The organism is Pseudomonas sp. IPO3747, from assembly GCF_013385245.1.
GTDB classification, from domain to species: domain Bacteria; phylum Pseudomonadota; class Gammaproteobacteria; order Pseudomonadales; family Pseudomonadaceae; genus Aquipseudomonas; species Aquipseudomonas edaphica.
Map to the genome: position 1 here is coordinate 477520 of NZ_JACAQL010000002.1, position 20116 is coordinate 497635.

The 20116-nt window shown below is 62.0% G+C and carries 20 protein-coding genes and 1 riboswitch; of the genes, 14 read left to right on the forward strand and 6 right to left on the reverse strand.

What is annotated here, in order from left to right:
- The first annotated feature begins 133 nt into the window (after positions 1-133).
- A complete protein-coding gene (gene nadB, locus HX790_RS03505) occupies positions 134-1750 on the forward strand; it encodes an L-aspartate oxidase (RefSeq protein WP_017137328.1) in 1617 nt (538 codons plus the stop codon).
- Here the strand turns inward: nadB and HX790_RS03510 are convergent.
- A complete protein-coding gene (locus HX790_RS03510; protein ID WP_017137327.1) occupies positions 1719-2165 on the reverse strand; it encodes a hypothetical protein in 447 nt (148 codons plus the stop codon). The two genes, nadB and HX790_RS03510, sit on opposite strands and share 32 nt — an antisense overlap.
- Entirely contained in the window at positions 2149-2403 is a 255-nt protein-coding gene (locus tag HX790_RS03515) for a succinate dehydrogenase assembly factor 2 (protein ID WP_017137326.1), read from the reverse strand. The genes HX790_RS03510 and HX790_RS03515 overlap by 17 nt, the downstream gene beginning before the upstream one ends.
- Positions 2404-2543: 140 nt before the next feature.
- Between HX790_RS03515 and HX790_RS03520 the strand changes: the two genes are divergently transcribed.
- Together HX790_RS03520 and HX790_RS03525 are read left to right on the forward strand one after the other, a co-directional pair.
- Entirely contained in the window at positions 2544-3485 is a 942-nt protein-coding gene (locus HX790_RS03520) for a folate-binding protein YgfZ (protein ID WP_176991238.1), read from the forward strand.
- A 36-nt stretch (positions 3486-3521) separates the two neighbouring features.
- Positions 3522-4343, forward strand: a complete 822-nt coding sequence (locus HX790_RS03525; protein ID WP_017137324.1) for an HDOD domain-containing protein — start codon at positions 3522-3524, stop codon at positions 4341-4343.
- Here the strand turns inward: HX790_RS03525 and HX790_RS03530 are convergent, their stop codons facing one another.
- Positions 4344-5729: a sensor histidine kinase gene (locus tag HX790_RS03530; protein WP_017137323.1), complete on the reverse strand. Its 1386-nt coding sequence runs from the start codon at positions 5727-5729 to the stop codon at positions 4344-4346.
- Positions 5722-6393, reverse strand: coding sequence for a response regulator (locus tag HX790_RS03535; RefSeq protein ID WP_017137322.1), 672 nt, complete (start codon positions 6391-6393; stop codon positions 5722-5724). Before HX790_RS03535 ends, HX790_RS03530 begins: the two co-directional genes overlap by 8 nt.
- Before the next feature lie 235 nt (positions 6394-6628).
- On the opposite strand from HX790_RS03535, the gene HX790_RS03540 reads away from it, so the two are divergent.
- From HX790_RS03540 to HX790_RS03560, 5 genes are read left to right on the forward strand one after another with little or no spacing between them, the layout of a single operon-like run.
- A complete protein-coding gene (locus HX790_RS03540; protein ID WP_099548635.1) occupies positions 6629-7918 on the forward strand; it encodes an OprD family porin in 1290 nt (429 codons plus the stop codon).
- Between the two features lie 33 nt (positions 7919-7951).
- Positions 7952-8935: a tripartite tricarboxylate transporter substrate binding protein gene (locus tag HX790_RS03545; protein WP_017137320.1), complete on the forward strand. Its 984-nt coding sequence runs from the start codon at positions 7952-7954 to the stop codon at positions 8933-8935.
- A gap of 60 nt (positions 8936-8995) precedes the next feature.
- Positions 8996-9454: a tripartite tricarboxylate transporter TctB family protein gene (locus tag HX790_RS03550; protein ID WP_099548634.1), complete on the forward strand. Its 459-nt coding sequence runs from the start codon at positions 8996-8998 to the stop codon at positions 9452-9454.
- Position 9455: 1 nt separating this feature from the next.
- A complete protein-coding gene (locus HX790_RS03555; protein WP_017137318.1) occupies positions 9456-10970 on the forward strand; it encodes a tripartite tricarboxylate transporter permease in 1515 nt (504 codons plus the stop codon).
- Positions 10963-12000 (forward strand): AbrB family transcriptional regulator, encoded by a 1038-nt coding sequence (locus HX790_RS03560; RefSeq protein ID WP_026013720.1) that lies wholly within the window; start codon positions 10963-10965, stop codon positions 11998-12000. Before HX790_RS03555 ends, HX790_RS03560 begins: the two co-directional genes overlap by 8 nt.
- A gap of 126 nt (positions 12001-12126) precedes the next feature.
- On the opposite strand, the gene ung is transcribed toward HX790_RS03560, so the two are convergent.
- Positions 12127-12819, reverse strand: coding sequence for a uracil-DNA glycosylase (gene ung / locus HX790_RS03565; protein ID WP_017137316.1), 693 nt, complete (start codon positions 12817-12819; stop codon positions 12127-12129).
- A gap of 135 nt (positions 12820-12954) precedes the next feature.
- On the opposite strand from ung, the gene HX790_RS03570 reads away from it, so the two are divergent.
- On the forward strand, positions 12955-14067 hold the full coding sequence (locus tag HX790_RS03570; protein ID WP_017137315.1) for an enoyl-CoA hydratase/isomerase family protein: 1113 nt from the start codon (positions 12955-12957) through the stop codon (positions 14065-14067).
- Positions 14068-14121: 54 nt separating this feature from the next.
- Here the strand turns inward: HX790_RS03570 and HX790_RS03575 are convergent, their stop codons facing one another.
- Positions 14122-14487, reverse strand: coding sequence for a hypothetical protein (locus HX790_RS03575; RefSeq protein ID WP_017137314.1), 366 nt, complete (start codon positions 14485-14487; stop codon positions 14122-14124).
- 305 nt (positions 14488-14792) lie between these two features.
- Here HX790_RS03575 and HX790_RS03580 point away from each other — a divergent pair, with 305 nt between their 5' ends.
- The 5 genes from HX790_RS03580 to HX790_RS03600 all read left to right on the forward strand — a co-directional run bounded on the left by HX790_RS03580 (position 14793) and on the right by HX790_RS03600 (position 20115).
- Positions 14793-16415, forward strand: coding sequence for a methyl-accepting chemotaxis protein (locus tag HX790_RS03580; protein WP_099548632.1), 1623 nt, complete (start codon positions 14793-14795; stop codon positions 16413-16415).
- A 157-nt stretch (positions 16416-16572) separates the two neighbouring features.
- Positions 16573-16676: riboswitch (guanidine-I (ykkC/yxkD leader) on the forward strand.
- Positions 16677-16736: 60 nt separating this feature from the next.
- Positions 16737-17804, forward strand: a complete 1068-nt coding sequence (locus tag HX790_RS03585; RefSeq protein WP_176991239.1) for a putative urea ABC transporter substrate-binding protein — start codon at positions 16737-16739, stop codon at positions 17802-17804.
- A gap of 12 nt (positions 17805-17816) precedes the next feature.
- Positions 17817-18632: an ABC transporter permease gene (locus tag HX790_RS03590; RefSeq protein ID WP_176991240.1), complete on the forward strand. Its 816-nt coding sequence runs from the start codon at positions 17817-17819 to the stop codon at positions 18630-18632.
- Positions 18629-19393, forward strand: coding sequence for an ABC transporter ATP-binding protein (locus HX790_RS03595; RefSeq protein ID WP_176991241.1), 765 nt, complete (start codon positions 18629-18631; stop codon positions 19391-19393). The genes HX790_RS03590 and HX790_RS03595 overlap by 4 nt, the downstream gene beginning before the upstream one ends.
- Entirely contained in the window at positions 19390-20115 is a 726-nt protein-coding gene (locus HX790_RS03600) for an urea amidolyase associated protein UAAP1 (RefSeq protein ID WP_138453786.1), read from the forward strand. The genes HX790_RS03595 and HX790_RS03600 overlap by 4 nt, the downstream gene beginning before the upstream one ends.
- The last annotated feature ends 1 nt before the right edge of the window (position 20116 follow it).

Below are 20116 nucleotides of genomic sequence, written 5' to 3' on the forward strand. Positions count from 1 at the left end.
ATTGCCACGAATGCCCGGCTATTGTGCCGCTCCCCCCCTCTATATACTAGTGGCCCGTGTGACCCTTTGATTCGCCGATCCAGGCGTCCTGTTTGCGCCAGCCCTTTGGATCGCTTTTTGCGGAATCCTTCAAATGAGCCAACAGTTTCAACACGATGTTCTGGTGATCGGTAGCGGTGCGGCCGGCTTGAGCCTGGCGCTCACCCTCCCCAGCCACCTGCGCATTGCGGTCCTGAGCAAGGGCGACCTGGCCAATGGCTCGACATTCTGGGCCCAAGGCGGTGTCGCCGCGGTACTGGACGACACCGACACAGTGCAATCCCACGTCGAAGACACCCTTAACGCCGGCGGCGGCCTGTGCAACGAGGACGCGGTGCGCTTCACCGTCGAGCATAGCCGCGAAGCCATCCAATGGCTGATCGACCAGGGCGTGCCGTTCACCCGCGACGAACACGCGGGCAGCGATGACGGCGGATTCGAGTTCCACCTGACCCGCGAAGGTGGCCACAGCCATCGCCGCATCATCCACGCCGCCGATGCTACTGGCGCCGCCATCTTCAAGACCCTGCTAGAGCAAGCCCGCCAACGCCCCAACATCGAATTGCTGGAGCAACGCGTCGCCGTCGACCTGATCACCGAAAAGCGCCTGGGCCTGGACGGCGAACGCTGCCTCGGCGCCTACGTGCTCAACCGCGCCAGTGGCGAAGTGGACACCTACGGCGCACGCTTCACCATCCTGGCCTCAGGCGGTGCCGCCAAGGTCTACCTCTATACCAGCAACCCCGACGGCGCCTGCGGTGACGGTATCGCCATGGCCTGGCGTTCAGGCTGTCGGGTGGCCAATCTGGAATTCAACCAGTTCCACCCCACCTGCCTGTATCACCCGCAAGCCAAGAGCTTCCTCATCACCGAAGCCCTGCGCGGTGAAGGTGCGCACCTGAAACTTCCCAACGGCGAGCGCTTCATGCAGCGCTTCGACCCCCGCGCCGAACTGGCGCCACGGGATATCGTGGCCCGCGCCATCGACCACGAAATGAAGCGCCTGGGCATCGACTGCGTCTACCTCGACATCAGCCACAAACCCGAAGCCTTCATCAAGACGCACTTTCCCACCGTCTATGAGCGCTGCCTGGCGTTCAACATCGATATCACCAAAGGCCCGATCCCGGTGGTCCCGGCTGCGCACTACACCTGCGGTGGCGTGATGGTCGACCAACACGGTCGCACCGACGTGCCCGGCCTGTATGCGATCGGCGAAACCAGCTTCACCGGCCTGCACGGCGCCAATCGCATGGCCAGCAACTCGCTGCTCGAATGTTTCGTCTACGCACGCTCGGCGGCCACCGACATCCTTGAACAGCTACCCCGCATCCCGGTGCCCGCTGCCCTGCCGCGCTGGGACGCCAGCCAGGTGACCGACTCCGACGAAGACGTGATCATCGCCCACAACTGGGACGAACTGCGGCGCTTCATGTGGGACTACGTAGGCATTGTGCGCACCAATAAGCGCCTGGCACGGGCTCAACACCGCGTGCGTTTGCTACTGGACGAAATCGACGAGTTCTACAGCAACTACAAAGTCAGCCGCGACCTGATCGAGTTGCGCAACCTGGCCCAGGTTGCCGAGTTGATGATCCGCTCAGCCATGGAACGCAAGGAAAGCCGCGGCCTGCATTACACCCTCGACTACCCGCAGATGCTGCCCGAAGCCCGCGACACTATTCTGGTGCCAGCCACCTACGGCGACTGAACTTCAAGCGCACCCGCAGGCGTCGGTGCACATCGGCGACCTGCGAATCCATCGGCACACAGACCGAACGCACCCACCACTCGCCCTGCACCCGATAGCGCAGCACCACGATCAGCGGCAACGCCAGGCTGTCCGGACGCAGCTGTACGCTGTGCCAGCCGCGCTCGGCACTGAACAATTGCCAGCCATCTTCGTCACGGCGCAGGCCACGAATCGACGAACGGTGAGTCAGCAGGATATGACGCGGCAACACCCAGGCGGCATGGGCCAGGCACACCAGAATGCCAAGGCTTGCGAAGGGCAAATCGATAAACAGCAAGGCACCCAGCGCGAACAACTGGGCAAGCAGGTACGCCGCCAGCAACAGCCGAGAGGCCTGCCAGCGGCATTCGAAGCGATTACTTGGGCTGGACACGATCCAGGATCATCCGAACCATGCGCTGCAACTCCGGGTCTTCAGATTCGGCGCGTTCCATGAACCAACCGAACATGTCCTGGTCTTCGCACGTCAGCAGCCGCACATAGAGATCGCGGTCTACCTTATCCAGCGTCGCGTACACTTCTTTAGTGAACGGCACCAGCAACACATCCAACTCCAGCATGCCACGGCGGCTGTGCCAGTAGAGGCGGTTGATTTCTACTTCTTCGACCATGGACTGCTCCTCAAATAGCGCGCAAGTATACAGGCCCGACGGCAGCGGAACACTCGGCTTTGGTCGCCCCATACGGAAACTATCCATTTGCCGGGCGCCCCTCTATGATGCACGCATGACTTTTTGACCTGCGAAGACCCATGGCCGACTCTGCATTTTTCTGCCCCCTGACACACGAAGGCGTCCTTGCCGTCCGCGGCTCCGACGCCGCCAAGTTCCTGCAAGGGCAACTGACCTGCAACCTCAATTACCTGAGCGACACCCAGGCCAGCCTTGGCGCGCGTTGTACGCAAAAAGGCCGCATGCAGTCGAGTTTTCGCATCCTGCTGCAAGGTGACGGCGTGTTGCTGGCCATGGCCACTGAGCTGCTCGAACCGCAACTGGCAGACCTGAAGAAATACGCGGTGTTCTCCAAATCCAAACTCACCGACGAAAGCGCCGCCTGGGCACGCTTTGGCCTGTCGAATGCGGATCAAACCCTGGCCACCCTTGGGCTTGAGCTGCCAACTGAAACCGACAGCGTGGTGCGCACCGACACATTGATTGCCATTCGTGTCTCCCAGAACCGCGCCGAACTCTGGGTGCCTGCCGAACACGCCGAAGGCGTACGCCAGCAATTGGCCAGCCAACTGCAACAAGCTGACTTGAATGACTGGTTGCTCGGCCAGATCCGCGCCGGCATCGGCCAGGTCATGCCGCAGACCCGCGAACTGTTTATCCCGCAGATGCTTAACCTGCAGGCCGTAGGCGGCGTCAGCTTCAAAAAAGGCTGCTACACCGGCCAGGAAATCGTCGCGCGCATGCAGTACCTGGGCAAACTCAAGCGTCGCCTGTATCGCCTGAGCCTCAATGCGGCGCAATTGCCCGAGCCAGGCACTCCGCTGTTCTCGTCCAACCATAACAGCGCGATCGGCGAAGTCGTCATCGCGGCAAAAGCTGACCATTCCATTGAACTTCTGGCCGTGCTGCAAGCCGAAGCTGCCGACAGCGGCGATGTACGCGTCGGCACCCTGGAAGGCCCCGGCTTACAACTGCTCGACCTGCCGTACCTACTGGATCGAGATAAAGAGATCCAGCGTTAATCGACGCACCTTTTTGCAACACCCTAGAGAGCATGAATGAACAAGCTGGCGGAAAAAGTCCAACAGGCTTTGGTAACGGCCATCGACAACGATGACCTGGTTCTGCCGACATTACCGGAAGTGGCCTTGAACATTCGTCAGGCCGCGGAAGACCCGGAGATCAGCATCAGCCACTTGAGCAAAGTGATCGGTCGCGATACCGCGCTGTCGGCGCGCCTGATCAAAGTGGTGAACAGCCCGCTGCTACGCGCAACCCAGGAAGTCACTGATCTGCATACCGCCATCACGCGGCTGGGCACCAACTACAGCAGCAACCTGGCCATCGGTCTGGTCATGGAACAGATCTTCCACGCTCGCTCCGAAGTCGTCGAACTGAAAATGCGCGAAGTGTGGCGCCGCAGCCTGGAAGTGGCGGGCGTGAGTTATGCCCTGTGCCGCAACCACAGCCACCTCAAGCCGGACCAGGCCGCCCTCGGCGGGCTGGTGCATCAGATTGGCGTGCTGCCGATCCTCACCTACGCCGAAGACCGTTACGAGCTGTTGGCCGACCCGGTCAGCCTCAACCATGTCATCGACAGTATTCACCCGTTGCTGGGTGACAAACTGCTGGGTGTGTGGGATTTCCCGGAAATGCTGGCCAAGCTGCCGGGGCAGTACCTGGATTTGGAGCGTGACTCCCCAAGCCTGGACTACATCGACGTGGTGCAAATCGCCGTACTGTATTGCCACCGAGGCACCGCGCATCCATTGGCCAACGTAGACGTTACCAGCCTGCCGGCGCTCAAGAAGCTGCGCATCGACCCCTACAGCGAAACATTGCGTGCCGAGCTGGATGAAGCGCGCTCGATGTTCTATTGACTACCCCGCGATAAAACTCACCCGCACCTTCAACCCCGCCAATTCACCATCATGCAGGCTGATCTGCGCCAAATGCGCCCGGCAGATCTCGCCGACAATCGCCAGCCCCAAGCCCGAGCCCATGCCCTGCTGGCTGCGACGGTAGAAACGTTCGAAAACCCGGTCCCGCTCATCCAGCGGGATGCCTGGGCCGTCATCTTCAACTTCCAGGATCGCCGGCGCGGTCACCCGCAGAATCACGTTCCCGCCCGATGGGGTGTGGGCCAGGGCGTTATCCACCAGGTTGCTCAGCAGTTCATTCAGCAAGGTCGGCTCACCGCGCAGCCACACCGGTTCGTCCGCCTCCAATGCCAGGGCAACGCCCCGCGCGTGGGCCAGCGGCGCCATGGCCATGCCGAGTTCCCGCGCCAGCTGGCTGAGGTCAAGCAATTGCGCACCGCCCTCGGCAATCGCCCGCGCGCCGTTTTCGATGCGTGCCAGGGACAGCAATTGGTTGGCCAAGTGGGTCAGACGGTCGGTGCCTTGGGCTGCGGTTTCCAAGGTACTGCGCCACGTCGCCGGGTCGCTGCTGCGCAGGCCCAGCTCAAGCCGGGCCTTGAGCGCCGCCAGCGGGGTGCGCAATTCGTGGGCGGCGTCGGCGATAAACTGCGCCTGGCGCTCGAACTGGCCGCGCAAGCGCTCGGTGAAATGATTAAGCGAGCGCACTAACGGGCCGAACTCATGCTGCACCTCCACCAGCGGCAGCGGGCGCAAGTCGTCGGGCTGGCGTTCTTCCACGGCGGTGCGCAGGCGTTCCAGCGGGCGCAGTGCCGCACTCACGGCAAACCACACCAGCAATAACGCACCGACCGCCAGCATGCCCAGGCGCAGCAGAGTGTCGGCCATCAGGCTGCGAGCCATGCTCTCGCGAGCTTCGTCAGTTTCGGCCACGCGAATTTCCGCCATGCCGTTCATGTTCGGCTCTGACACCGCCTTGAGCAGGCTGACCACCCGCACATGCTGGCCCTGGTACATGGCGTTGTAGAACCGCGCCAACGCCGGGTAATCATCGGTGCGCGGCGTGCCCGGCGGTGGGCCAGGGAGGTTTTCGTAGCCGGAGATCAATTTTCGGTCGATGTCATTGACCTGATAATAGATCCGCCCGGCACTGTCGTAGGCGAAGGTATCCAGCGCCACATAAGGCACATTGGCACTCAGGGTACCGTCCACCTGGGTCAACCCGGCGGCGATGGTGCGCGCAGAAGCCAGCAAAGTGCGGTCATAGGCGGTGTCGGCGGCTTCGCGGCCATTCCAGTAAGCACTCATGCCGCTGGCGAGCATCAGCACCACCAGCAGCAGCGCCAGGTTCCACAGCAGCCGCCAGCGCAGGCTGCTGGGCTTATGCATCACGGGCTTCCAGCAAGTAGCCAAGGCCACGGAAGGTCACGATGGCGATGGGCTGGCCGTCGAGCTTCTTGCGCAGGCGGTGCACGTAGATTTCAATCGCGTCGGGGCTGGCTTCCTCGTCCAGGCCGAACACCTGGGAGGCCAGTTGCTCCTTGCTCATCACGCGTCCGGGCCGCGCGATCAGCGCCTCAAGCACCGCCTGCTCGCGAGAGGTCAACGTCATCAGCTCGCCGCCTACGGTGAAACGCCGGGTATCCAGGTCGTAGACCAGCACGCCACACGCCTGCTGACGCTCGCCGCCCAGCACACTGCGGCGCAACAGCGCCTTGACCCGCGCTTCCAGCTCGGTCAACTCGAAGGGCTTGGCCAGGTAGTCATCAGCGCCCAGGTTCAGGCCATGCACACGGTCTTTTACATCACTGCGCGCCGTCAACATCAGCACTGGCAGATTTTTCCCACGCGCCCGCAGACGCGCCAACACCTCAAAACCATCCATGCGCGGCAGCCCCACATCGAGGATCACCACCGCATATTCCTCGCTGCTCAAGGCCAGGTCCGCGGCCACGCCGTCGTGCAGTACGTCGACGGTCAAACCCGTGCTCTTGAGCGCTTGGGCAACACTTTCGGCGAGTTGCAGATGGTCTTCAACCAAGAGGACACGCATGGATTTTCACCTCGTTCGGGCATGGTCGACGCCACGCTTTGGCGGGCAGTTTACAGGCGCCGCCTGCCCTGTGAAGCCCGAAAACATTGAAAGGCAGCTGAAAGGTTAGTGAAAGCTTCGCCCTTTAGCATCCAGCAACGGTGGGTAATGCCCGCCGAGCTACCTGATCCGTAGCGATCGAAAAACGCCTCGAAGCGTTTTCGCCAAAATAAGAACAATAACGGAGTACACCACGATGCTGTCGACCCAGCCCCAGGCTTGCCCGCCTGTCCGTTTTTCCCGTCTTGCCAAGACCGCCCTTGCCAGTGCCACCGCCCTTGCCGGCTTTTCGCCGCTTGCCCAGGCTGCCTTCTTTGAAGACAGTAGCGCGACCCTGGAAACCCGCAATATGTACTTCAACCGCGACTTTCGCGACGGCACCAGCGCGCAGCAATCCAAGCGCGACGAATGGGCTCAGGGCTTCATGCTCAACCTGCAATCGGGCTACACCGACGGCACCGTCGGCTTTGGTGTGGACGCGCTGGGCATGCTTGGGGTCAAGCTCGACTCCAGCCCCGACCGCACAGGTTCTGGCTTGCTGCCCACTGACAACGGCCGCGCTGTCGACGACTACGCCAAACTCGGCCTGACCGGCAAAGTAAAGATCTCCGCCACCGAACTCAAGATCGGTGCGCTGATCCCCGAACTGCCGACCCTCAAGCCCAACGACGGCCGCATCCTGCCGCAGACCTTCAACGGTGGCTTGCTGACCTCCAAAGAATTCAAGAACCTGGTGTTTACCGGCGGCCGCCTGGACAAAGCCAAAGACCGCGATTCCACCGACTACGAAGAAATCGCCCTCAATAACAAGAACAGCCGTTTCGTCAGCGGGGCTACCGGCAAGCACTTCAACTTCGGCGGCGTTGACTACAAGCTCGCCGACAAGATCACCGGCAGTTACCACTTCGCCCAACTCGATGACGTGTACCGCCAGCACTTCCTCGGCCTGGTGGCCTCGCGCCCACTCGGCCCCGGCACCTTCGGCACCGACCTGCGCCTGGCCATCAGTGATGACACGGGCGCGGCCCATGGCGGCAAGATCGACAACAGATCCCTCAACGGCCTGTTCAGCTATGCCCTCAATGGCCATAAGCTCAGCGCCGGCTACCAGCACATGTCCGGCGACAGCGCCTTTCCGTATGTGGATGGGGCCGACCCGTACCTGGTCAACTTCGTACAGATCAACGACTTTGCCGGCGCCGAAGAACGCTCCTGGCAAGCGCGCTACGACTACGATTTCGCCAAGCTGGGCATTCCCGGTCTGAGCTTCATGAGCCGTTACCTGTCGGGTGACAACATCAAGCTCAAGAACGGCGAGACCGGCAAGGAGTGGGAGCGCAACAGCGAGATCCGCTACATCGTGCAAAGCGGCACGTTCAAGGATGTCGCGTTTCGCCTGCGTAACGCCACGTACCGCTCCAACTACTCGGCCCGTGATGCGGATGAAGTACGCGTGCTGGTCAGCTATAGCGTCGCACTTTGGTAGTAGCCCCTAAATAACAACAAGACGGAGATTCAAATGACCTATTCACTGCGTAAATTGGCCCTCGCCGCCGGCTGCATGTTGTTCGCCGGCCAACTGCTGGCCGCCGACGAACCCAAACGCCCGGAATGCATCGCCCCAGCCTCCCCCGGCGGTGGTTTTGACCTGACCTGCAAACTGGCGCAAAGCGCGTTGGTCAATGAGAAGCTGCTGAGTAAACCGATGCGTGTGACCTACATGCCCGGCGGCGTGGGCGCGGTGGCCTATAACGCGGTGGTAGCACAGCGCCCAGCGGACGGCGGCACACTGGTGGCCTGGTCCAGCGGTTCGCTGTTGAACCTGGCCCAGGGCAAGTTCGGCCGTTTTGATGAAAGCGCCGTGCGTTGGTTGGCAGCGGTCGGCACCAGCTACGGTGCCATCGCAGTGAAAAGCGATTCGCCCTACAAGACCCTCGACGATCTCGTCAAAGCCTTGAAGAAAGATCCGGGCAGCGTGGTGATCGGTTCCGGCGGCACCGTAGGCAGCCAGGACTGGATGCAAACCGCCCTGATCGCCAAGGCCGCCGGCATCAACCCGCGCGAACTGCGTTATGTCGCCCTCGAAGGCGGCGGTGAAATCGCCACCGCCCTGCTCGGCGGCCACATCCAGGTGGGCAGCACCGACATCTCCGACTCCATGCCGCACATCCTCAGCGGTGACATGCGCCTGCTAGCGGTGTTCGCCGAAGAGCGCCTGGACGAGCCGGAAATGAAGAACATTCCGACCGCCAAAGAGCAAGGCTACGACATCGTCTGGCCAGTGGTCCGCGGTTTCTACCTTGGGCCAAAAGTCAGCGATGCCGACTACGCCTGGTGGAAAGAAGCGTTCGACAAACTGCTGGCCTCCGAAGAGTTCGCCAAGCTGCGTGACCAGCGCGAGCTGTTCCCGTTTGCCATGACCGGCCCGGAGCTGGACACCTACGTGAAGAAACAGGTGGCTGACTACAAAGTGCTGGCCAAAGAGTTCGGCCTGATCCAGTAATCGCCCCTCTTTTGCACGGCTGCGCCCTCTTTAACGGGCGGCGCGGCCCAGGAGTTCCACATGCTCTTACAACGCATTTTCGCCTCGGTGATGCTGCTGGTCTGCGCCGGCCTGGCACTGATGGCCTGGCCGTATCAGGCGGCGTTTTCCTACGAGCCGGTCGGCCCACGTGCCTTTCCGCTGCTGATGCTCGGCCTGATGAGCCTGGGCCTGATCTACATGATCTTTCGCCCGCAGCCAACCAAGCACACCGAAGAAGAACCCGCGCTGGACCGCGAAACCCTGATCAAGATCAGCCTTTGCGTCGCGCTGCTGATCGTGTTCGCCGGCACTTTCGAGCCCTTGGGTTTCATCCTCAGCAGCATGTTGATCGGTATTCCGATGGCACGCCTGTATGGCGGCCGCTGGTTGCCCAGCGTAGTGATCGTCACCCTCATGGCTATCGGCCTGTACCTGCTGTTCGACAAGGCCATGGATGTACCGCTGCCCCTCGGCCTGCTTGAAGTTCTGGAGAACTGATATGGATACGTTCAGCTATTTGGGCCAGGGCTTCGGCGTTGCACTGACCCCTTACAACCTGGTGACCGCGCTGTGTGGCACCTTGATCGGCACCGTGGTCGGCCTGTTGCCAGGCCTGGGCCCGATCAACGGCGTGGCCTTGTTGATCCCCATCGCGTTCGCGTTGGGCCTGCCGCCGGAATCGGCGCTGATCCTGCTCGCGGCCGTGTACCTGGGCTGCGAATACGGCGGCCGTATCAGCTCGATCCTGCTCAACATCCCGGGCGAAGCTTCTACCGTAATGACTACCCTCGACGGCTACCCGATGGCCCGCAAAGGCCTGGCCGGTGTGGCGTTGTCGCTGTCGGCATGGAGTTCGTTCATCGGCGCGTTTATCGCCACCTGCGGCATGGTGCTGTTTGCGCCGCTGCTGGCCAAATGGGCGATTGCCTTCGGCCCGGCGGAATATTTCGTACTGATGGTGTTCGCGATTGTCTGCCTGGGCGGCATGGCCGGTGACAAACCGCTGAAGACGTTTGTTGCAGCGCTGATCGGCCTGTTCCTCTCGGCCGTGGGCATCGATGCCAACAGCGGCGTGTACCGTTTTACCGGCGACAACATCCACCTCACCGACGGCATCCAGTTTGTGGTGTTGGTACTGGGCCTGTTCTCCATCAGCGAAATCCTGTTGCTGCTGGAAAAAACCCACCGTGGCCAGGAAGCCGTGAAAGCCACTGGGCGCATGATGTTCAATGTCAAGGAAGCCGCATCAGTGTTTGTCGTGAACATTCGTTGCGGCGTGCTCGGCTTTATCATGGGTGTCTTGCCGGGTGCCGGCGCGACTTTGGCCAGTGCCGTGGCCTACATGACCGAGAAGCGCATCGCCGGCGCCTCGGGCGAATTCGGTAAAGGTGACAAACGCGGTCTGGCTGCACCGGAAACTGCGATCGGCGCGGCCGCTTGTGGCGCTCTGGTCCCCATGTTGACTCTCGGCGTGCCAGGTTCTGGCACCACCGCAGTGATGATCGGCGCCCTGTCGCTGTACAACATCACCCCCGGCCCGCTGCTGTTCCAACAGCAACCGGACATCGTCTGGGGCCTGATCGCTTCGTTGTTTGTCGCCAACATCATGCTGGTGATCCTCAACATCCCGATGATCCGCATCTTCACGCGCATCCTCGCCGTACCGAACTGGGCGCTGGTGCCGGTGATCGCCATCATCACCGCCATCGGTGTGTACGCGGTTCACGCCACCACCTTCGACCTGTTCCTGATGGTCGGCATCGGCATCTTCGGTTACATCCTGCGCAAGCTGGACTTCCCGCTGTCGCCGGTACTGCTGGGCTTTATCCTCGGTGGCCTGATGGAGCAGAACCTGCGCCGCGCGCTGTCGATCTCCAACGGTGCGCTGGAAATCCTCTGGTCCAGCCCGATCACCTTTGGCGTGTGGGTACTGACGGCGATCATGTTGTTCGTGCCGCTGCTGCGTATCTGGCGTAAACGTGCCCAACAGCGTCGCGCCCTGGCCGATGTCTGAGGTCACCTTTAAACAATGGTGGGCAACACCGCTGGTCGGCCTGGCCGGCGGTTACCTGGCCAGCCTCGTCGGCTGGCCTTTGCCCTATATGGTCGGCTCGTTGCTGGCGATTATCCTGGTGCGCTGCCTCACGCCGTGGCAGTTGGCGGAGATTCCCGGCGGGCGCAAATGTGGCCAATGGGTGGTAGGCATCGGCATCGGCCTGCACTTCACGCCGGTGGTGATCGAGCAAGTGATGAGCCACTTCGGCCTGATTTTCTTCGGTGCGCTGATCACCAGCCTGTCGAGCGTGGTCGGCGTGTGGTTAATGCGCCGCAGCGGCGAAGACCGCGCCACCGCGTTTTTCTCCAGCATGCCGGGCGGTTCCGGTGAAATGGTCAACCTCGGCGCCCGTAATGGCGCAGTGCTCAGCCGTGTCGCAGCGGGGCAAAGTTTGCGTGTGCTGGTGGTGGTGCTGTGTGTGCCGGCGATCTTCAAGTACTTGCTCGAAGGCGGCACGCCGCAGTTTCACCCGGCGCCAGTGAGTTGGGGTTGGCTGGCGCTGCTGTTCCCGCTGGGCGCGCTGGTGGCCTGGGGCTGGCAGCGTTTACGTCAGCCAAACCCGTGGTTGTTCGGGCCACTGTTGGTCAGCGCGACTGCCAGTGTTGTCTGGGACTTGCATTACGGCCTGCCGGACGGCGGCAGCCAGATCGGCCAGTGGCTGATCGGCAGCGGCCTGGGCTGCCACTTCAACCGTCAGTTCTTCCGTCGTGCGCCGTCGTTCATGGGCCGTACCTTGATCGGCACCGCCTTGACCATGGCGCTTGCGACGTTGGCGGCGGTGGGCTTGAGCGCGCTGACGCAGCTGGATTTGCGCTCACTCACCTTGGGCATGATGCCGGGCGGCATTGCCGAAATGAGCCTCACGGCAGAGACTTTGCAGCTATCGGTGCCGCTGGTAACGGCGATGCAAGTGATGCGCTTGTTGTTTGTGCTGTTTTTGGCTGAGCCGTTGTTCAGGCACTGGAATCGTCAGCCGGAAAAAATCTAAGCCTTCACAAAATTCCAATGTGGGAGCTGGCTTGCCTGCGATAGCGGTGGTTCAGTCAATAAATGTATCGGCTGATAGATCGTCATCGCAGGCAAGCCAGCTCCCACAGTAGGTTGCGGTTAACCTTCAGGCTGGCGGCAACCGCCACTCAATCGGCGTCTCGCCATTCTGCTCAAGAAACTTGTTGGTACGACCGAAGTGCCCACACCCCAAAAACCCGCGATACGCCGACAGCGGCGACGGGTGCACCGAGGTCAGCACCAGGTGCTTGGTCGCATCCACCAGCTTTTGCTTGCCTTGCGCATGGGCGCCCCACAACAGGAACACCAGGTGCGGCTGGTGCTCGCTGACCACTTCGATCACACGATCGGTAAAGAACTGCCAGCCCTTGCCCGCGTGGGCATTGGCATTCGCGCGCTCCACGGTCATGGTGGTGTTGAGCATCAGCACGCCCTGGTCGGCCCAGCTTTGCAGGCAGCCGTGGTTGGGAATGTCGATGTTCAGGTCGCGCTTGAGTTCTTTGTAGATATTGACCAGCGACGGCGGCGTTGGCACGCCCGGTTGTACCGAGAAGCACAAGCCATGAGCCTGGCCGGGGCCGTGGTACGGGTCCTGGCCGAGGATCACCACCTTGACCTTGTCCAAAGGCGTTGAGTTAAGCGCGTTGAAAATCAACGGGCCAGGCGGGTAAATCTCTTTGCCGGCGGCATGTTCCTGGCGCAGGAACTCGCGTAGTTCGGCCATGTAGGGCTTGTCGAACTCATCCCGCAGGGCGTGTTTCCAGCTGGGTTCGAGTTTGATGCGGTCGCCTTCGGTCATGGTGTGTTCATCGTGTAAAAAAGAATGGGCGAACCCTAGGAAAGCCGACCCCGCTTGTCAATTGATCTGACACATCATCGGCACTTTCCTTTGAAGCGTTCATACTGAACCTTCACTTTCTCGATTGAGGTCACGATGAACCTGCACTTCGAAGAGCTGACCGGCAGCGACGGTGCCCGCCTCGGCATCGCCAGCCTGGACGCGGAAAAATCCCTCAACGCACTGTCCCTGCCCATGATCCTGGCCTTGGACGAACGCCTGGAGGCCTGGGCCAAAGACCCGAATATCGTGTGTGTACTGCTGCGCGGCAATGGCCCCAAAGCCTTTTGCGCCGGTGGCGAAGTCCGCAGCCTGGCCCAGGCCTGCCGTGAACTCCCCGGCGAAGTGCCCGCCCTGGCCGCGCAGTTCTTCGCCGCTGAATACCGCCTCGACTACCGCCTGCACACCTACCCCAAACCGCTGATCTGCTGGGGACACGGTTATGTGCTCGGCGGTGGTATGGGCCTGCTGCAGAGCGCTTCGGTGCGTATCGTCACACCGAGCAGCCGCCTGGCCATGCCCGAGATCAGCATCGGCCTGTACCCGGATGTTGGGGCCAGTTGGTTCCTGTCGCGGTTACCGGGCAAGCTGGGGTTATTCCTTGGCCTCACCGGCGCCCATATCAACGGCCGCGATGCGTTGGACCTGGGCCTGGCCGACCGTTTCCTGCGCGATGACCAGCAGGAAGCGTTGATAGATGGCCTGCTGCAATTGAACTGGCAGGAACAAACCGCGATGCAGCTCAACAGCCTGCTCAAGGCGCTCGCCCAGGAAGCCGTTGACCAGCAACCCGAAGCGCAATGGCTGCCGCGCCGTGCGCAGATCGACGAATGGCTGGATGTGGCTGATGTGCGCTGTGCCTGGCGCGCCTTGAGCCCGTTACGTGAGCACGCCGACCCGCTGTTCAGCCGCGCCGGCAAAAACCTGAGTGAAGGCTGCCCGCTGACCGCGCACCTGGTGTGGGAGCAGATCCAGCGGGCGCGGCACCTGTCGTTGGCCGAGGTGTTCCAGATGGAATACACACTGAGCCTCAATTGCTGCCGTTACCCGGAGTTTGCCGAAGGCGTGCGGGCACGGTTGATCGATAAGGACCAGACGCCCCATTGGCATTGGCCGGATATCAATACGATCCCGGACGCGGTGGTGCAGGCGCATTTCAACAAGGTGTGGGAAGGCCGGCATCCGCTGGCGGATTTGTCCGATTACTGAAAAGTGTCGCCCACAAAAAACGGCGCTTCCTGCGCCGTTTGCATTCAAGGCCTGTCAGCGGTGACCGCCGCGGCCACCTCCATGATCGCCACCCCGACCGTGCCCGCCTCTGCCGCCGTGATCGCCCCAACCCTGGTTCGGATAAGGCCGGTAACCGCCCCTTGGGCCCGAGGGGTAGTAGCGCGGGGCCGGTTGGTAATAACGCGGCGCCGAGTAGTAACGCGGTGCGGGGGCGTAATAGCGCGGAGCCGGTGCGTAATAACGTGGCGCCGAATAGTACGTGCCACCGCCGTAGTAATACGCCGGCGCCGGCGCGGTGTAGACCTCGGATCGATAGTAGCTACCGCCTCCATCGTAGTAGGGCACACAAGCAGAAAGGGTAAGACCGAGTAAAGCGCTGAGCAGCAGTCGTCGATACATGGCGGCCTCCTGGACCGCGGAAGAGCACCTCCAGCGACGCGGGAGGGCGGCACCCGACTTTCGCCGAATGACACAGTATCGGACATCGAAAACCAGATCTGGTGCGTTTTGGTAACAACTTGATACATGACCGTAGGCGGTCGATACGATCCGTTGCGCATCCCGGTAACTATCAAGTTACTTTATCGATTCAGTAAATTTTGCTGGCCCGGAACCTTGTCGATTGCGATGATGTCACTATGACATCGCACATGGCCAGGGAGGCTCTATCGTGCGCCCCTCGCCAATATCGCCGGATTAGAGTCATGAAAATTTCAACCAAGCTGCTGCTTTCATTCCTACTGTGCGCACTGGTCACCCTCGGGGTTGGCCTGCTGGGTATCAAAAGCGTCGTGCGCCTTTCCAGCGCATTGGAACTCACGTTCTCCAACAACCTGGTTTCCGTCAGCAACACGGCAAGTACGCTCAATGGTCTGGTCGCCCACAACCGTGGTCTGTACCGTTTGCTGGACGCCAGCAAGGGCGACGTCTCCGCCCAGGACCGCGACCGCGTGACCCAGGACATCGCCAACGAACTCAAACGCAGCCAGAGCGCCTACGCCACCTACCGCGCCACGCCGCTGGCAGACGACGAACGGGCAGCCGGTGACAAGCTCGACCAGATCTGGCCCACCTACATCAGCAACTCCGAGCGCATCGTCGCGATGATGAACGGCGGCCAGCTCGAGCAGGCGCGCGCTCAGCTCAACAGCACCAACAATGAGCTGTTCCGTCAGGCGCGCGAGCTGATCCGTGTGATTATCGATTCCAACAACCGCCAGATCCAGGAAGGCGCCGCCGCCGCCGCCGACCTGCGCAGCAGCGCGTTGACCTGGATGATCAGCGGCATCGTGCTGGCCTTCATCATCGCCCTCATCATTGGCGTGCTGATCACCCGCCTGATCACCCGCCCTATCGCCCAGGCCGTCGAGAGCGCCCAACGCATTGCCAAGGGTGACCTGACCCAAGCCATCATCACCGACCGTACTGACGAAGCCGGAAAATTGTTGATGGCATTGGCCGACATGCAGGGCGGGCTGAAAAGCACGCTGGTGGAAATCGCCAACGCCGCCGACCAGCTCGCCTCCGCCGCTGAAGAACTCAGTGCGGTCACCGACGAAAGCAGCCGTGGCCTCACGCGCCAGAATGACGAAATCCAGCAAGCCGCCACTGCCGTCAACCAGATGACGGCGGCGGTGGATGAAGTGGCAAGCAATGCGGTGTCGACCTCCGAAGCCTCGCGCCAGGCCACCACTGAAGCGGAGGAAGGCCGTGAGCAGGTGGCGCAGGCCGTGTCCGGTATGAGTTCGATGGTGGTCGAGATCAACGATTCGACACAATCGGTGGCCGACCTGGCCAGCCAGGTGCGCGAGATCGGCAAGGTGATCGACGTGATCCGCGGTATCGCCGACCAGACCAACCTGCTGGCCCTTAACGCCGCCATCGAAGCCGCACGCGCGGGTGAGCAAGGCCGTGGTTTTGCGGTGGTGGCCGATGAAGTCCGCGCGCTGGCCCATCGCACCCAGACCTCCACCGTCGATATCGAAAAAATGATCGGCGAAGTGCAGGTCGGCGCCGATGACGCCGTGGCAGCCATGAACAAAAGCCTGACCTGGGCCAACAACACCCAAACCCTGGCGCAAAACGCCGGCGAAGCCCTGGAACGCATCACCGCCAGCGTGGCGAAGATCAACGAACGCAACCTGGTGATCGCCTCCGCGTCGGAAGAGCAGGCGCAGGTAGCCCGCGAAGTGGACCGCAACCTCCTCAACATCCAGGACCTGTCGACCCAGACCGCTGCCGGTGCCAACCAGACCAACGCCTCCAGCCAGGACCTGTCCCGCTTGGCCACCTCATTCAACGTGCTGGTCAGCAAGTTCCGGTTGTAACCGCCTCATTGCAGTGCGCCAACGCACCCGAGTGGCGCACGCACACCCCTCTTCCCCGCCACGCCCGGCCGTAAACCGGGCCTCTGGCCCAGTTGGCACGACTCTCGCTTTGCCTCTCCCGTGCAGGATTCATCACAGGTTCGCGGCACCACAATTTGCAATGGCCGACTAGGGTTCCGGCTCGCTTGAAAAGCGAGTGGCTGGTCCGAGAGTTGGCGACCTCCAGTTGAGGTTACACGGCGGGATAAAAGCCCGGGAGACAAGCCACCGTTCACGGTGCCGCGTTGCTCCTGCTCGCCCATGTTCAACTGGAGAAGCCCCATGCCCACAATCCGTTTACCCGCCCTGCTCGCCGCCGCCTTCGCCGCCGTGCTGAGCTTTCAAACCCAAGCCGCGACCAAAGACCACTTCAGTGTGTGCTGGACTATCTATGCCGGCTGGATGCCGTGGGAATACGCCGGCAGCCAAGGCATCCTCGACAAGTGGGCCAAGAAGTACGGCATCAAGATCGACATGGTGCAGCTCAATGACTATGTCGAGTCCATCAACCAATACACCGCTGGCCAGTTCGACGGCTGCACCATGACCAACATGGACGCCCTGACCATTCCCGCCGCCGGTGGTGTGGACAGCACCGCGCTGGTGGTCAGCGACTTTTCCAACGGCAATGATGGCGTGGTGATCAAGGGCACCGGCAAGACCGTGGCCGACCTCAAGGGCATGAACGTCAACCTGGTGGAACTCTCGGTGTCTCACTACCTGCTGGCCCGCGCCCTGGAATCCGCTGATCTCACCGAAAAAGACCTCAAAGTCGTCAACACCTCCGACGCCGACATCGCCGCGGCCTTCAACACCGACCAGGTGCAAGCCGTGACCACCTGGAACCCGATGCTCTCCGAGATCAAGGCTAAACCGGGCGTCACCCAAGTGTTCGACTCCAGCAAAGTGCCCGGCGAAATCATGGACATGATGGTGGTCAACACCCAAACCCTCAAAGACAACCCGGCCCTGGGCAAAGCGCTGACCGGTGCCTGGTTTGAAGTGGTCGCGCTGATGAACGCCAAAAACGCTGCCAGCACCGCGGCGTTTGAACATATGGCCAAGGCCTCCGGCACCGACCTCAAGGGTTTCCAGGCGCAACTGGACACCACCAAGCTGTTCGCCACGCCCAAGGAAGCGCTGGCGTTCGCCACCAGCGCGCAACTGCCCGCCACCCTGCGCAAGGTCGCCGAGTTCTCGTTTAAACACGGCCTGCTCGGCGAAGGGGCCAGGGACGCCAGCGCCGTGGGCATGAGCTTCGCCAATGGCGTAACCAACGGCGACACCGCCAACCTCAAGCTGCATTTCGACCCCAGCTACGTACAGATGGCCGCCGAAGGCACGCTGTAAGAGGACCCGGCCATGCGCCTGATCAACCGTCACCCGGAACGCTCCAGCCGCCTGCTGTTGGTGCTGCTGCCGTTCGCCCTGCTGCTGTTCGCCTACTTTGTAGGCTCGGCCGAGCGCCTGGCGGATAACCCCAACGACAAACTGCTGCCCAGCGCCGCGCAAATGGGCGACGCGGTGAAACGCCTGGCGTTCAGCGCCGATACGCGTACCGGTGAATATGTGCTGTGGCAAGACAGCGCCTCCAGCCTGCGCCGCCTGGCGATCGGCTTGGGCATCAGCGCCCTCGCCGGCCTGTGCCTGGGCATCGCCGCCGGCACATTGCCGCTGTTTGGCGCGCCGCTATCGCCCCTGCTCACGGTGCTGTCGATGGTGCCACCTTTGGCGATATTGCCGATTCTGTTCATCGTATTTGGCCTGGGCGAACTGTCCAAGGTGATGCTGATCGTCATCGGTATCACCCCGGCGCTGGCCCGTGACTTGGAGCAACGCGCGCGGGAAATCCCCGTGGAGCTGCTGGTCAAGGCGCAGACCCTCGGCGCGTCCACCTGGACCTTGATGCTGCGCGTGGTACTGCCGCAACTGCTGCCGCGCTTGCTGATCTCGCTGCGGCTGATGCTCGGCTCGGCGTGGTTGTTCCTGATCGCCGCCGAGGCCATCGCCTCCACCGACGGCCTCGGCTACCGGATCTTCCTGGTGCGCCGCTACCTGGCGATGGACGTGATCTTGCCCTACGTGGTGTGGATCACCCTGCTCGCCTGGCTGATGGACTGGGGCCTCAAAACCCTCACACGGCGTGCGTTCCCCTGGTACGAAGGAGCGCGGCCATGAGTTTTATCAGCGTCAACAATGTGTGGCAGCGCTATGGCGAACAGGTGGTGCTGGAAGGGCTCAACCTGCATGTCGATGAGGGTGAGTTTTGCACCCTGGTCGGCACGTCCGGCTGCGGCAAATCGACCTTCCTGCGCTTGTTGCTGGGCCAGGAAACCGCGAGCAAAGGCCAGATCCTGCTGGACGGCCAACCACTTGCCGGCGAGCCGGATGCCAGCCGTGGCGTGGTGTTCCAGCGTTACTCGGTGTTCCCGCATTTGACGGTGCTGGACAACGTTGCGCTTGGCCTTGAGCTACCGCGCTCGCCGCTGCTGGGACGGCTGTTCGGCAAAGCCAAACAAGACGCACGGGAACAGGCCGCCGCCCTGCTGCAAAAAGTCGGCCTCGGCCACGCACTGGACAAATACCCGGCGCAGCTCTCCGGCGGCATGCAGCAACGCCTGGCCATCGCCCAAGCCCTGATCATGAAACCCCGCGTGTTGCTGCTGGACGAACCCTTCGGCGCCCTCGACCCGGGCATTCGCAAAGACATGCATCAGCTGTTGCTGGCGCTATGGCGCGAAACCCGGCTGACGGTGTTCATGGTCACCCACGACCTCAGCGAAGGTTTCAGCCTCGGCACACGCTTGCTGGTGTTCGACAAAGTCCGTGTCGACCCCCACGCCCCCGGCGCCTATGGCGCGCGCATCACCTACGACATCCCTTTGAACAGCGAGCGCCGCAAAGCGCTGGCCGCCGAACTTGGAGCGACTTGCAAATGACCGATTCCATTCAACTGTTCCCACCCTTCGCCGAAGAAATGCTACCCGGCGGCGGCCACCGCTCCTTTGTGCTCAAGCGCGGCCAACTGCTGCGCCTCACGGATATTCGCGGTGGTGCCAACGTCAGCCTGACCCTGCTCAATGCCAATGAAAAAACCGAGCGTCTGAACCTGCCCGACAGCCTCAAATGCCAACACACCGCCAAACTCACCCGCGGCCACTGCCTGTACTCGGACATGGGCCGCGTGCTGGCCGCCATCACCGCCGACACCTGCGGCTGGAGTGACAGCATCGGCGGCGTGCTGTGCGCCGCCGAGGTCGCTGAAAAGTACGGCCAGGGCCGTTATCAGGAGCTGCGCAACGGCTTCTTTCGCAACGGCACCGACAACCTGCTGGTGGAATTGGGCAAGTGGGGGTTGGGGCTTAGCGACCTGCTGATGACCCTCAACCTGTTCAGCCGGGTCAGCGTTGACGAAGGCGGCGGCCTGCACTTTGTGCCGGGCAATTCCAAAGCCGGCGACTACATCGAACTCTACGCGCCGATGGACACACTCGTGGTGCTGACCGCGCTGCAACACCCGATGGACCCCAACCCGAACTACGCGCCGCAACCGCTGAAACTCAGCTGGATGAACGCCGATTCCAGTGTCGCCGAACACTGCCGCACTTCGCGCCCGGAAAACGAGCGCGGCTTTATCAACACCGACCGCCTGTTCGCCTGAG

Excerpts from the sequence above, each read along its gene's own strand:
- nadB (WP_017137328.1), top strand. The coding sequence starts at position 134 with ATGAGCCAACAGTTTCAACACGATGTTCTGGTGATCGGTAGCGGTGCG.
- HX790_RS03515 (WP_017137326.1), bottom strand. The coding sequence starts at position 2,403 with ATGGTCGAAGAAGTAGAAATCAACCGCCTCTACTGGCACAGCCGCCGT.
- HX790_RS03520 (WP_176991238.1), top strand. The coding sequence starts at position 2,544 with ATGGCCGACTCTGCATTTTTCTGCCCCCTGACACACGAAGGCGTCCTT.
- HX790_RS03525 (WP_017137324.1), top strand. The coding sequence starts at position 3,522 with ATGAACAAGCTGGCGGAAAAAGTCCAACAGGCTTTGGTAACGGCCATC.
- HX790_RS03530 (WP_017137323.1), bottom strand. The coding sequence starts at position 5,729 with ATGCATAAGCCCAGCAGCCTGCGCTGGCGGCTGCTGTGGAACCTGGCG.
- HX790_RS03535 (WP_017137322.1), bottom strand. The coding sequence starts at position 6,393 with ATGCGTGTCCTCTTGGTTGAAGACCATCTGCAACTCGCCGAAAGTGTT.
- HX790_RS03540 (WP_099548635.1), top strand. The coding sequence starts at position 6,629 with ATGCTGTCGACCCAGCCCCAGGCTTGCCCGCCTGTCCGTTTTTCCCGT.
- HX790_RS03545 (WP_017137320.1), top strand. The coding sequence starts at position 7,952 with ATGACCTATTCACTGCGTAAATTGGCCCTCGCCGCCGGCTGCATGTTG.
- HX790_RS03550 (WP_099548634.1), top strand. The coding sequence starts at position 8,996 with ATGCTCTTACAACGCATTTTCGCCTCGGTGATGCTGCTGGTCTGCGCC.
- HX790_RS03555 (WP_017137318.1), top strand. The coding sequence starts at position 9,456 with ATGGATACGTTCAGCTATTTGGGCCAGGGCTTCGGCGTTGCACTGACC.
- HX790_RS03560 (WP_026013720.1), top strand. The coding sequence starts at position 10,963 with ATGTCTGAGGTCACCTTTAAACAATGGTGGGCAACACCGCTGGTCGGC.
- ung (WP_017137316.1), bottom strand. The coding sequence starts at position 12,819 with ATGACCGAAGGCGACCGCATCAAACTCGAACCCAGCTGGAAACACGCC.
- HX790_RS03570 (WP_017137315.1), top strand. The coding sequence starts at position 12,955 with ATGAACCTGCACTTCGAAGAGCTGACCGGCAGCGACGGTGCCCGCCTC.
- HX790_RS03575 (WP_017137314.1), bottom strand. The coding sequence starts at position 14,487 with ATGTATCGACGACTGCTGCTCAGCGCTTTACTCGGTCTTACCCTTTCT.
- HX790_RS03580 (WP_099548632.1), top strand. The coding sequence starts at position 14,793 with ATGAAAATTTCAACCAAGCTGCTGCTTTCATTCCTACTGTGCGCACTG.
- HX790_RS03585 (WP_176991239.1), top strand. The coding sequence starts at position 16,737 with ATGCCCACAATCCGTTTACCCGCCCTGCTCGCCGCCGCCTTCGCCGCC.
- HX790_RS03590 (WP_176991240.1), top strand. The coding sequence starts at position 17,817 with ATGCGCCTGATCAACCGTCACCCGGAACGCTCCAGCCGCCTGCTGTTG.
- HX790_RS03595 (WP_176991241.1), top strand. The coding sequence starts at position 18,629 with ATGAGTTTTATCAGCGTCAACAATGTGTGGCAGCGCTATGGCGAACAG.
- HX790_RS03600 (WP_138453786.1), top strand. The coding sequence starts at position 19,390 with ATGACCGATTCCATTCAACTGTTCCCACCCTTCGCCGAAGAAATGCTA.